The following is a 12,506-nucleotide window of genomic DNA, read 5'->3' on the forward strand; positions in this document are numbered from 1 at the left end:
AGGCGCGGTCAACTGCCGGCCTCGACGTCCGGAGCGACCTCCCTCAGCTGCTCGACGCTGATCGCGCCCGCCCGCAGCACCACCGGCACCTTGCCGGTGACGTCGACGATGGTCGAGGCCGTGGCGTGGTCGGCCGTCCCGCCGTCGAGGTAGATCGACACCGCGTCGCCGAGCTGCGCCTCGGCCTCGTCGCAGGTGGCCGGCGAGGGGCCGCCGGTCTTGTTCGCGGAGGAGACCGCGAGCGGGCCGGTGGCGTTCAGCAGCTCCAGGGCGACCGGGTGCAGCGGCATCCGGACCGCGACGGTGCCCCGGGTCTCGCCCAGGTCCCAGCGCAGCGACGGCTGGTGACGGGCCACCAGGGTCAGACCGCCCGGCCAGAACGCGTCCACCAGCTCCCAGGCCTGCTCGGAGAAGTCGGTGACCAGCCCGTGCAGCGTGGTCGGCGAGCCGACCAGCACCGGCGAGGGCATGTTGCGGCCGCGGCCCTTGGCCGCCAGCAGCGCTCCGACCGCCTCCGGGGAGAAGGCGTCCGCGCCGATCCCGTACAGGGTGTCGGTCGGCAGCACCACCAGCTCGCCGCGGCGGATCGACGAGGCGGCCTCACGCAGGCCGCTGGCACGGTCCTGGGCATCGGAGCAGTCGTATCGGCGGCTCATCGGTGCAATCCCCTTCCGGTGGCTTTGGTCATCTCAGCGCAGCTGGTCACCGCGCTGCTCGGTACGGCGCCGGTGGTCACAGTGAAGCCCGGCGCGCCGTGCTGCGGTCCCCGACGTTCACAGCGACGCCCTGCGGGCCGTCGTGAAACGCGGGCGGTTGTTCAGGTCCCGGTGGTCCGCGGCGTCCGTCCAGCCGGCTTCCTCGCGGAAGATCCACGGCACCTGGCCGCCCTGGGTGTCCGCGTGCTCGATCACCACCGCGCCGCCGGGGCGCAGCAGCCGGGCGGCCACCCGCTCGATGCCGCGGATGGTGTCCAGCCCGTCCTCGCCGGAGAACAGCGACATCTGCGGGTCGTGGTCGCGGGCCTCGGGCGCCACGTACTCCCACTCTGTGAGCGGGATGTACGGCGGGTTGCTGATCACCAGGTCGAAGCGGCCGTCCCAGCCGCGCTCGTCCGCGAAGGCCCGGGTGGCGTCGCCCTGGTGCAGGTGCACCCGGGCCCGGTCGGGGCTGGCCTCGACGTTGCGGCGGGTGTAGCGCAGGGCGCCCTCGTCGAGTTCGAAGGCGTGCACGGTCGAGCGCGGCAGCTCCTGCGCGAGGGCCAGCGCGATCGCCCCGGAGCCGGTGCACAGGTCGACCACCAGCGGCTCCGCGACATCCATCGCCCGGACCGCGTCTATCGCCCACTCCACCACCGACTCGGTCTCCGGCCGGGGCACGAACACCCCGGGGCCGACCTCGAGTTCCAGGTAGCGGAAGAACGCCCGCCCGGTGATGTGCTGCAGCGGCTCGCGCTGCTCGCGCCGGGAGATCGCCTCCCAGTAGCGCGCGTCGAAGTCGCCGTCCGGCACGGTGTGCAGCTGGCTGCGCTTCACGCCGTGGATGTACGCCGCCAGCTCCTCCGCGTCGAAGCGCGGCGAGGGCACGCCGGCCGCGGCCAGGCGCTGGGTGGCCTGGGCCACCTCGGCGAGCAGCAGGTTCATCCCACGGGCCCCTTAAGGGTCTGTCTGACGACTCCCGTCGGATAGCGGGCGTCGTTGGAGTGCGTGCATCGGCGGTGCGGAGGATGGGGGTCCCTCCCGGCCGAAGGCTGGGGGAGAATCCATGCGGAGCATAGGTGACTGACGACAAGCCGGCGAGGCGCGTGCTCCGGCGGCGACCGCCCGGCGGGTGTCGTCAGACAGACCCTAGGCTCAGTTCTCCTGCGCGGCGGCCAGCTTGGCCGCGGCGTCGGCGTCCACACAGGACTGGATCACCGCGTTCAGCTCGCCGTCCAGCACCTGGTCCAGGTTGTAGGACTTGAAGCCGGTGCGGTGGTCGGAGATGCGGTTCTCCGGGAAGTTGTAGGTCCGGATGCGCTCGGAGCGGTCCACGGTGCGCACCTGGCTGCGGCGGGCGTCGGACGCCTCCCGCTCGGCCTCCTCCTGCGCGGCGGCCAGCAGCCGCGAACGCAGGATGCGCATCGCCTGCTCCTTGTTCTGCAGCTGGCTCTTCTCGTTCTGGCAGGACGCCACGATACCGGTCGGCAGGTGGGTGATCCGGACCGCGGAGTCGGTGGTGTTGACCGACTGGCCGCCGGGGCCGGAGGACCGGTAGACGTCGATCCGCAGGTCGTTGGCGTGGATCTCCACCTCGACCTCCTCGGCCTCCGGGGTGACCAGCACGCCCGCGGCGGAGGTGTGGATGCGGCCCTGCGACTCGGTCGCGGGCACCCGCTGCACGCGGTGCACGCCGCCCTCGTACTTCAGCTGCGCCCAGACGCCGTGGCCGGGCTCGGCGTTCCCCTTGGTCTTCACGGCCACCGAGACGTCCTTGTAGCCGCCGAGGTCGGACTCGTTGGCGTCGATGATCTCGGTCTTCCAGCCCAGCCGCTCGGCGTACCGCAGGTACATCCGCAGCAGGTCGCCGGCGAACAGCGCGGACTCCTCGCCGCCCTCGCCGGCCTTGACCTCCAGGATGACGTCCTTGTCGTCATTGGGGTCGCGCGGCACCAGCAGCAGCCGCAGTTCCTCGGTCAGCTCCTCCCGGCGGGCCTCCGACTCCTTCGCCTCGGCGATGAACTCCGGGTCCTCGGCGGCCAGTTCGCGCGCGGCGACGATGTCCTCGCCGGCCTGCTTCCAGGCCAGGTAGGTCCGGGTGATCGGGGTCAGCTCGGCGTACCGCTTGGCCAGCTTGCGGGCGTTCGCCTGATCGGCGTGCACGGACGGGTCGGCCAGCCTCTTCTCGAGGTCGGCGTGCTCGACGAGGAGCTCTTCGACTGCCTCGAACATCGGTTGGTCCTACTTCCGTGAGAGTGCCGCGGTGCCGTGGCGGGAGAACGGGGAGAGACGCGAACGGCGCCGGCCCGGACGCCCCCGTGAACCGACACGGAGGCACCCGAGACCGGCGCCGTGGAAGCGCTAGGCCTTGTTGCCGGAGAGCTTCTTGCCGAAGCGGGCCTCGAAGCGCGCCACGCGGCCACCGGTGTCCAGAATCTTCTGCTTGCCGGTGTAGAAGGGGTGGCAGTTCGAGCAGACCTCGGCGCGGATCTCGCCGCTGGTCTCGGTGGAACGAGTGGTGAACTCGTTGCCACAGGTGCAGGTCACCTTGGTGAGCACGTACTCCGGGTGAACGTTGGGCTTCAAGGGATTCTCCTAGATGTTCGGGAGGGCACCGGGTCGGCGGCCGGACAGCCGCTCGTGAACCGGGACCGACGGACCAGTGTGCCAGCACTGCCCGCATCTTCCCAAACCGGGAGGCGGATCCCGCTATTCCGCCGCCCCGGCCACCGTGCCCGTCCGCACGGTCGGACTCGCGGTCGGACTCGCGCTCGGACTCGCGCCGGTGCTCGCCCACGCACTCGCCGCGGCGGACGCGGACGGGTCGACCTGTGCGGGGTTGGTGGGCTGGGCGGAGACCACCGCCTGCGGCACCGCCTGGTCGGCGCGCAGCGCGGCCCACAGCTGGTCGGCGTCGGGCTTCCTGGGGACCACCCGGTTGGGGTCGCTGGGGGCGTAGGCCACCGGCAGGGTGACCATGGTGAGCTGGTCCGGGCCGATCCGCTTCAGCGTCTGCGCCAGGCCCACCAGCGAGTTCACCGAGGCCAGGTCGGAGTCGGTGGTCAGCGCGCTGGTCAGCTTGTTGCCGAGGTTCCACATCGCCACCGGGTTCGAGGTCAGGCCCATCGAGCCGATCCGGGCGAGCATCGCCTTGACCATCTCCTTCTGCAGCTCGATCCGGCCCAGGTCGCTGCCGTCGCCGACGCCGTGCCGGGTGCGCACGAAGGCGAGCGCCTGCTGCCCGCCCAGGTGGTGGCTGCCGGCGGCCAGCTGCAGTCCGCTGTCCTTGTCACTGATCGGGACGGTGGTGGTGACGTCGACGCCCCCTATCGCGTCGATCAGCGAGGCGAAGCCGGTGAAGTCGACCTCGACGAAGTGGTCCATCCGCATCCCGGTGAGCTGCTCGGTGGTCCTCACCGCACAGGCCGGGCCGCCGACCTCGAAGGCCGAGTTGAACATCGCGCTGCGCGCGGCGGCGACCGGCTTGCCGTCGGTGCCGGTGCAGGCGGGCCGGGCGACCAGGGTGTCGCGCGGTATCGAGACCACCGAGGCGGCGGTGTGCGACTGGTTGACGTGCACCACCATCGCGGTGTCCGAGCGGGCGGTGTCGCCGGTGTCACCGCCGGCCAGGTTGCCGTTGGCGCCGGAGCGGGAGTCGGAGCCGAGCACCAGCAGGTTGAAGGCGCCGCCGGTGGAAGCGGGCGGCCGGGCGCTGCCGAGCTGCCCGGAGATGTCGACGCTGTGGATGTTCCCGTTCAGCTTCCAGTAGGCGACACCGCCGAGCGCCGCACCCGCCACCAGCAGGCCGGACAGGGTGACCAGCGCGATCCGCACCGCTCGGCGCCGCGGGCTGCGGTCCTTCGTGTGCTCGGCCATATCGCCTCATTTCCCCTGTAGTGCGACCTTTCGATCATAAGTGACGCAGCGGTGGGGCGGTCCGGTTCTGAACGGGGCCTGAGAAACGCGTGAGACCCCGCACCGCGCAAGCGGTACGGGGTCTCGGGGGCGTGACGCGTCAGTCGCTGGAACCGGGGGTGGTCTTGGCGATCTGCATCAGGAACTCGGCGTTCGACTTGGTCTGCTTCATCTTGTCGAGCAGCAGCTCGATCGCCTGCTGCGAGTCGAGCGCGTGCAGCACCCGGCGCAGCTTCCAGACGATCGACAGCTCCTCGTGACCGAGCAGGATCTCCTCCTTGCGGGTGCCGGAGACGTCCACGTCGACGGAGGGGAAGATGCGCTTGTCGGAGAGCTTCCGGTCGAGCTTGAGCTCCATGTTGCCGGTGCCCTTGAACTCCTCGAAGATCACCTCGTCCATCCGCGAGCCGGTCTCGACCAGCGCGGTGGCCAGGATGGTCAGCGAGCCGCCGTTCTCGATGTTGCGCGCGGCACCGAAGAACTTCTTCGGCGGGTACAGCGCGGTCGAGTCGACACCACCGGACAGGATGCGGCCGGAGGCGGGCGCGGCCAGGTTGTAGGCGCGGCCCAGGCGGGTGATCGAGTCCAGCAGGATGACCACGTCGTGGCCCAGCTCCACCAGGCGCTTGGCGCGCTCGATGGCCAGCTCGGCGACGGTGGTGTGGTCCTCGGCCGGGCGGTCGAAGGTCGAGGAGATGACCTCGCCCTTCACCGACCGCTGCATGTCGGTGACCTCTTCCGGACGCTCGTCGACCAGGACGACCATCAGGTGGCACTCGGGGTTGTTGTGCGTGATCGCGTTGGCGATCGACTGCATGATCATGGTCTTGCCGGTCTTCGGCGGGGCCACGATCAGACCGCGCTGGCCCTTGCCGATCGGCGACACCAGGTCGATGATCCGGGTGGTCAGGACGCCCGGGTCGGTCTCCAGGCGCAGCCGCTCCTGCGGGTACAGCGGGGTCAGCTTGCCGAACTCGGGGCGGCCGCGGCCGCTGTCCGGGTCCATGCCGTTGACGGAGTCCAGGCGGACCAGCGCGTTGAACTTCTCGCGGCGCTCGCCGTCCTTCGGCTGCCGGACGGCGCCGGTGATGGCGTCGCCCTTGCGCAGGCCGTGCTTGCGGACCTGGGCCAGCGAGACGTAGACGTCGTTCTGGCCGGGCAGGTAGCCGGAGGTCCGGACGAACGCGTAGTTGTCCAGGATGTCCAGGATGCCCGCGACGGGAATCAGGACGTCGTCGTCGCTCAGCGGGACCTCGGGGCCGGCCGCGCCCTCGAAGCCGTCGCGGCGACGGCCCCGGCGGTCGCGGTAGCGGCCACGGCGGCCGCGGCGACCGTCGCCGAACTCGTCGTCGTCGTAGCCGCCCTGCTGCTGGGCGCCGCCGCCCTGCTGCTGCGAACCGCCCTGCTGGTTCTGGCCCTGGCCCTGGTTCTGCTGACGGCTCTGGCCGCCGTCCTGCTGCTGCGAACCGCCCTGCCGGTCGGCGCGGTCGCGCTCGCGGCGGTTGCGGCGGTCCCGGCGGGACTCGCGGACGTCGTTGTCGCTCTCGGCCGTGGCGGCCTCGGTGCGCTCGCCGCCCTCGCGGCGGTCGCGGCGGTCCCGGCGGTCACGGCGCTCGATCCGGCCCTCGCCCTCGGCGGCGGCGGGGCGCTGGCCCTCCGCCTTGGCCTCGGCGACGACGGCGGACTGGGCCTGCTCGGCGGCAGCGGCCTCGGCGGTCGGGGCGCCGGCGGCGGCGGTGGCCCGGCGGCGCGGACGCTCGGCCCGGGCGGCGGCGGCCGCGGTCTCGCTGGCGGCCTGCACCGGGATCTCGATCTGCGCCTGCGGCTGCGTCTCGGTGGCGGCGGCGGCGCGGGTCCGGCGGGCCGGCTTCTCCTCGGCGGCCGGGGCCTCCGCGGCGGGAGCCTCGACGGCGGGGGCGGCGGCCTTGGCGGCCTTCTTGGCGGCCGGAGCGGCGGGGGCGGAACCGCCCGCGAGCAGCGGGTCTCCGCCGCTCTTCTCCTTGATGGCCTCGATCAGCTGGCTCTTGCGCATCCGCCCGGTACCGCTGATCCCGAGGGTCGAGGCGAGCTTCTGGAGCTCGGCCAGGACCAGGCCGTCCAGGCCGGCGGCAGCGGTACGACGGCGTCGCGCCGGAGCCGCGGGGGCGGCGGCTGCGTCCGACGCTTCGGCGTCCGGGCGCGCGCCCATCAGATCGGTGGTGTCGCTCACTAAGGGTCCTTCCCTGGAGCGGACGTCGGCCTGTCTGGCACGGCGACCGGTTGTGCTGTCCTGTCCAACGTCTCTTTGCGCTGGTCAGGGGCTGGATTCCCCCGAAAGGCTGATCCTTTCCGGGGAGCTGCGAAGTGCGATGCACTGTGGTGCGAAGTGACGCGGATGGTCGGAACTCGTGCCGACCTCGCTGCGCCTGCGATGCCCGGGCCCCCGTCGCGCGGCGGCATTCCGGGCCCCGCCCGACCAGGCCTCAGTGCGGAGGCTGCGGGTGGGAGTCTGGTGCCGTCACGGCTTCGGGATGGGCCGCAATCGCGCAGGCAGGCTGCGTACGCGGTGTGGCGGACTCCCGGAGAATCGTGCTCCCGAGCTTCCGGCCCCCGTGACGACGGGAGATCGGGATCGGGATGCGTCGCACCCGGCCCCGGAGGGCACCTGGTGCAGCAATGAGGTTAACACTACCTACCCCCTGACACATTCCCCAGCCCTGTCCTTGTCAATCGTGTCCGTCTCACATGTCGAGTGGCAGGACGGTGGCGCCGGTGCGGTCGAGCTCCAACCGGTGTGCCGCGAACTGCGGACCGGCGAAGTTGAGGACCTTGTCGGCGCCGGCCTCGTCGGTGAGCGCGAGCACGGTCGGTCCGGCACCCGAGATGACCGCGGGGACGCCCTCGGCGCGCAGCGCGCCGACCAGGGCGGCGCTGTCCGGCATCGCGGAGGCGCGGTAGTCCTGGTGGAGGCGGTCCTCGGTGGCGGTGAGCAGCAGTTCGGGGCGGCGGGTGAGCGCCTCGACCAGCAGGGCGGCGCGGCCGGCGTTGAGCGCGGCGTCGGACAGCGGGACCGTCTTGGGGAGCAGGCCGCGGGCGGTCTCGGTGAGCACCTCGGTGGACGGGATGAACACCACCGGGACGACCCGGTCGGAGGGGTCCAGCGTGATGGTGCGGGCGAGGCCGTCGTCCTCGGTCCAGGCGACGGTGAAGTTGCCGCGCAGACAGGCGGCGACGTTGTCGGGGTGGCCCTCCAGCTCGGAGGCGAGGGCGAGCAGCGCGTCGTCGTCGAGCGCGGAGGCGCCGCCGATGGTGACCGCGCGGGCGGCGACGATGCCGGCGCAGATCGCCGCGGACGAGGAGCCGAGGCCGCGGCCGTGCGGTATCCGGTTGGCGCAGACCACTTCGAGGCCGCGGGGCTGTCCGCCGAGCCGGTCGAAGGCGGCGCGCATCGAGCGGACCACCAGGTGGCGCTCGTCGCGGGCCAGGTTCTCGGAGCCCTCGCCGGCGATGTCCACGCTGAGTCCGGAGTCGGAGACGCGCACCACCACGTCGTCGTAGAGGCCCAGAGCGAGGCCGAAGGCGTCGAAGCCGGGGCCGAGGTTGGCGCTGGTCGCGGGGACGCGGACCCGGACGGCGGCGGCGCGGAACGCGGGACCGGCCATGCGGTGGACTCTCCTGGGGAGTGAGATGAGGCCCGGACGACGGGGCCTGCGTGGTACGGCGGCGGGGCGTCAGGCGCGCGGATCACGGCGCGGCCCGCCGGGGTCCAGCGTATCGAAGAGAAGTTCCAGAGCGGTACACCCTGCTCGGCTTCGATCTTCCGTGTTGCCAAAGAAGCGTGAAAACGCCGCTGAATTGACTCGAAAGAGGCCGCCCCGGGCCGGCCCCCCGTCGGGGGGCCGGCCCGGGTGCTGACGTGCGGTCAGCCGGCTGACGTCCGGTCAGTCCAGCAGGCCGAGGCGGACCGCGGCGGCCTCCGCGTCGATCGGGACGATCTGCGGCTGCGGCGCGCCGGCCACCGCCCAGTCCGGGTCCTTCAGGCCGTTGCCGGTGACGGTGCAGACGATCCGCTGGCCGGGGTCGACCAGGCCGGCCTCCGCCTTGGCCAGCAGGCCGGCCACCGAGGCGGCCGAGGCGGGCTCCACGAAGACGCCCTCCTGCGCGGCCAACAGGCGGTACGCGGACAGGATCTGACGGTCCGTCACCTTGTCGATGAGGCCGCCGGACTCGTCCCGCGCGGCGAGCGCGAAGTCCCAGGAGGCGGGGTTGCCGATCCGGATCGCGGTCGCGATGGTCTGCGGCTTGAGCACCGGGGCGCCGTCCACGATCGGGGCCGAGCCGGACGCCTGGAAGCCCCACATCCGCGGGGTGCGGGCGGCCAGGCCGTCCGCCGCGTACTCGCGGTAGCCCTTCCAGTAGGCGGTGATGTTGCCCGCGTTGCCGACCGGGAGGACGTGGATGTCGGGGGCGTCGCCGAGCATGTCGACGATCTCGAAGGCGGCGGTCTTCTGGCCCTCGATGCGCACCGGGTTGACCGAGTTGACCAGCGCCACCGGGTACTTCTCGGACAGCTCGCGGGCCAGCGTCAGGCAGTCGTCGAAGTTGCCGTCCACCTGCAGGATCTTCGCGCCGTGCACCAGCGCCTGGCCCATCTTGCCGAGGGCGATCTTGCCCTGCGGGACCAGCACCGCGCAGACCATCCCGGCCCGCACCGCGTAGGCGGCGGCGGAGGCCGAGGTGTTGCCGGTGGAGGCGCAGATGACGGCCTGGGCGCCGTCCTCCTTGGCCTTGGAGATGGCCATCGTCATCCCGCGGTCCTTGAAGGAGCCGGTCGGGTTGGCGCCCTCCACCTTGAGGTAGACGTCGCAGCCGGTGCGCTCGGAGAGCACCTGCGCGGGGACCAGCGGCGTGCCGCCCTCGAGCAGGGTGACCACCGGGGTGGAGGCGGTGACCGGCAGCCGGTCCCGGTACTCCTCGATGAGGCCGCGCCACTGGTGCGTGTGGGTGCCTCGGGCAATCACGGCGTTCATGTCTTACTCCCCTTCGACCCGCATGATGCTGGCCACGTCGCGCACGCTGTCCAGTGCGCGGAGCTTGTCGACCGTCGCCGACAGCGCGGCGTCGGTGGCGCGGTGGGTGACCACGACGAGCGCGGCGTCGCCGTCGCGGCCCTGCTGGCGCACGGTGTCGATGGAGACGCCGTGCTCGGCGAAGACGGACGCGACCTGGGCCAGCACACCGGCCCGGTCGTCCACGTCCAGGCTGACGTGGTACCGGGTGACGACCTCGTCCATCGGCTTGGCGGGCAGCTGGGCGTAGACCGAGTCGCCGGGCCCGGTGGTGCCGCTCAGCTTGTTGCGGCAGACCGCGACCAGGTCGCCGAGGACCGCGGAGGCGGTCGGCGAGCCGCCCGCGCCCGGGCCGTAGAACATCAGCCGGCCGGCCGCCTCGGCCTCCACGAACACCGCGTTGTAGGCCTCCCGGACGGAGGCCAGCGGGTGGCTGAGCGGGATCATCGCCGGGTGCACCCGGGCGGTGACCGAGGTGCCGTCGGCGGACCGCTCGCAGATCGCCAGCAGCTTGACCACGCAGCCCATCTGCTTGGCGGAGGCGATGTCGGCGGCGGTCACCTCGGTGATGCCCTCGCGGTAGACGTCCGCGGCGGTGACCTTGGTGTGGAAGGCGATCCCGGCCAGGATGGCGGCCTTCGCGGCGGCGTCGAAGCCCTCCACGTCGGCGGTCGGGTCGGCCTCGGCGTAGCCGAGCGCGGTGGCCTCCTCCAGCGCCTCGGAGTACCCGGCGCCGGTGGAGTCCATCTTGTCGAGGATGAAGTTGGTGGTGCCGTTGACGATGCCCAGCACCCGGTTCACCTTGTCGCCGGCCAGCGACTCGCGCAGCGGGCGCAGCAGCGGGATCGCCCCGGCCACCGCGGCCTCGTAGTAGAGGTCGGCGCCGGCCGCGGCGGCCGCGGCGTGCAGTTCCGCGCCGTCCTTGGCGAGCAGCGCCTTGTTGGCGGAGACCACCGAGGCGCCGTGCGCGAAGGCTTTCAGCAGCAGCGACTTGGACGGCTCGATGCCGCCCACCACCTCGACCACCACGTCGATGTCGTCGCGGCTCACCAGGGCCTCGGCGTCGGTGGTCAGCAGGTGCTCGGGCACCCCGGGACGGGGACGCCCGGCGCGCCGGACCGCGATGCCCGCGAGCTCGACCGGGGCGCCGATGCGCGCGGCGAGGTCGTCGGCCGTCGTCGTCATGATGCGCGCCACCTCGGAGCCCACCACACCACAGCCCAGCAACGCCACCTTCAGCGGGCGCGTACGCATCATCCGACTCCGCTCTGCATTCTTCGGTCCCCGCCGGGGCCTCTGGGGTCCCCGGGGGCTGTTCGGTCCCCACCAGTCTCCGGGACTTTCCGCACGGATCTACGGCTGGTCCACGTTCTGAGACGAAAATTTCGTCAGCCGATATCGAGCCGCAGGAGATCCTCCTCCGTCTCGCGGCGGACGATGACCCGGGCCGCGCCGTCCGCGACGGCCAGCACCGGAGGCTTGAGGGCGTGGTTGTAGTTGCTCGCCATCGACCGGCAGTACGCGCCGGTGGCGGGCACCGCGATCAGGTCGCCGGGGGCCAGGTCGGCCGGCAGGAAGGCGTCCCGGACCACGATGTCGCCGGACTCGCAGTGCTTGCCGACCACCCGGACCAGCATCGGCTCGGCGTCGCTGGTGCGGGAGACCAGCGCCACCGAGTACTCGGCGTCGTACAGCGCGGTGCGGATGTTGTCCGACATCCCGCCGTCCACGCTGACGTAGGTGCGCAGGCCCTCCAGCGGCTTGACCGTGCCGACCTCGTACAGCGTGAACGCGGTCGGGCCGACGATCGCCCGGCCCGGCTCCACCGAGATCCGCGGCACCGTCAACTCGGCCGCTGCGCACTCGCGTCGGACGATCTCGCTGAGCGAGGCGGCGATCTCGGCGGGCTCCCGCGGGTCGTCGTCGGCGGTGTAGGCGATGCCCAGGCCGCCGCCCAGGTCGATCTCCGGCAGCTCGACGCCGTGCTCGTCGCGGATCTCGGCGAGCAGGCCGACCACCCGGCGGGCGGCCACCTCGAAGCCCGCGAAGTCGAAGATCTGCGAGCCGATGTGCGAGTGGATGCCGCGCAGCTCCAGGCTGGGCTGCGCGAGCACCCGGCGGACCGCCTCGGCCGCCGAGCCGCCGTTCAGCGACAGCCCGAACTTCTGGTCCTCGTGCGCGGTGGCGATGAACTCGTGGGTGTGCGCCTCGACGCCGACGGTGATCCGGATCAGCACCGGCTGCCGCACGCCCTGCGCCCCGGCGATCTCGGCCAGCCGCTCGATCTCCTGGTAGGAGTCGACCACGATGTGGCCCACCCCGGCCTTCACCGCCTGCTCCAGCTCCGCCACCGACTTGTTGTTGCCGTGCAGCGCGATCCGCTCCCCCGGCATCCCGGCCGCCAGCGCCACGTGCAGCTCACCGGCGGAGCAGACGTCGACGTTCAGCCCCTCCTCGTGCAGCCAGCGCACCACGGCCTTGGAGAGGAACGCCTTGCCCGCGTAGTAGACGTCGGCGCGGTCGCCGAAGGCGTCCCGCCAGGCCCGGGCGCGGGCCCGGAAGTCGGCCTCGTCCATCACGTACGCGGGGGTGCCGAACTCGGCGGCCAGGGTGCGCACGTCGACGCCGCCGACGGTGGCGACGCCCTCGGCGTTCCGGGTCACGGTGCGCGACCAGACCTTGGGGTCGAGCGCGTTCAGGTCGGCCGGCGGGGCCTGGTAGTGGCCCTCGGGCAGCACGTCGCCGTGGCGGGGACCTGCGGGGTGGGCGGAGCGACTCATCTGTGGCTGACTTCCTCGACCTATGGCGAGGGGCGGCGACCGGTCGCCGTCGACCGGTCAGCCGCCCC

The 12,506-nt window shown here is 72.3% G+C and carries 10 protein-coding genes; all 10 read right to left on the reverse strand.

The genetic code is table 11. From position 1 onward, the window contains the following. Nucleotides 1-8: 8 nt before the first annotated feature. Nucleotides 9-656: an L-threonylcarbamoyladenylate synthase gene (locus tag AB0K51_RS03200; RefSeq protein WP_363449915.1), complete on the reverse strand. Its 648-nt coding sequence runs from the start codon at nt 654-656 to the stop codon at nt 9-11. Nucleotides 657-773: 117 nt separating this feature from the next. Then, nucleotides 774-1,640, reverse strand: a complete 867-nt coding sequence (gene prmC / locus AB0K51_RS03205; RefSeq protein WP_363449917.1) for a peptide chain release factor N(5)-glutamine methyltransferase — start codon at nt 1,638-1,640, stop codon at nt 774-776. Nucleotides 1,641-1,850: 210 nt separating this feature from the next. Beyond that, on the reverse strand, nt 1,851-2,927 hold the full coding sequence (gene prfA / locus AB0K51_RS03210) for a peptide chain release factor 1 (protein WP_363449919.1): 1,077 nt from the start codon (nt 2,925-2,927) through the stop codon (nt 1,851-1,853). A 129-nt stretch (nt 2,928-3,056) separates the two neighbouring features. Next, nucleotides 3,057-3,281, reverse strand: coding sequence for a 50S ribosomal protein L31 (rpmE, locus tag AB0K51_RS03215; protein WP_363449921.1), 225 nt, complete (start codon nt 3,279-3,281; stop codon nt 3,057-3,059). Nucleotides 3,282-3,404: 123 nt separating this feature from the next. Then, the gene (locus AB0K51_RS03220) at nt 3,405-4,571 is read right to left on the reverse strand and encodes an LCP family protein (RefSeq protein WP_363449923.1); all 1,167 of its coding nucleotides are present in this window, start codon (nt 4,569-4,571) and stop codon (nt 3,405-3,407) included. A 139-nt stretch (nt 4,572-4,710) separates the two neighbouring features. Next, the gene (gene rho, locus AB0K51_RS03225) at nt 4,711-6,819 is read right to left on the reverse strand and encodes a transcription termination factor Rho (RefSeq protein WP_363449925.1); all 2,109 of its coding nucleotides are present in this window, start codon (nt 6,817-6,819) and stop codon (nt 4,711-4,713) included. A gap of 511 nt (nt 6,820-7,330) precedes the next feature. After that, a complete protein-coding gene (gene thrB / locus AB0K51_RS03230) occupies nt 7,331-8,251 on the reverse strand; it encodes a homoserine kinase (RefSeq protein ID WP_363449927.1) in 921 nt (306 codons plus the stop codon). A 279-nt stretch (nt 8,252-8,530) separates the two neighbouring features. After that, on the reverse strand, nt 8,531-9,610 hold the full coding sequence (thrC, locus tag AB0K51_RS03235; RefSeq protein ID WP_363450262.1) for a threonine synthase: 1,080 nt from the start codon (nt 9,608-9,610) through the stop codon (nt 8,531-8,533). Nucleotides 9,611-9,622: 12 nt separating this feature from the next. Next, nucleotides 9,623-10,915 (reverse strand): homoserine dehydrogenase, encoded by a 1,293-nt coding sequence (locus AB0K51_RS03240; RefSeq protein WP_363449929.1) that lies wholly within the window; start codon nt 10,913-10,915, stop codon nt 9,623-9,625. A gap of 131 nt (nt 10,916-11,046) precedes the next feature. Beyond that, nucleotides 11,047-12,438 carry a diaminopimelate decarboxylase gene (gene lysA, locus AB0K51_RS03245; RefSeq protein ID WP_363449931.1) on the reverse strand — a complete coding sequence of 464 codons (1,392 nt, stop codon included), beginning with the start codon at nt 12,436-12,438 and terminating at the stop codon, nt 11,047-11,049. Nucleotides 12,439-12,506 lie beyond the last annotated feature (68 nt).

The sequence above is a fragment of the Kitasatospora sp. NPDC049285 genome (genome assembly GCF_040678815.1).
GTDB lineage: Bacteria > Actinomycetota > Actinomycetes > Streptomycetales > Streptomycetaceae > Kitasatospora.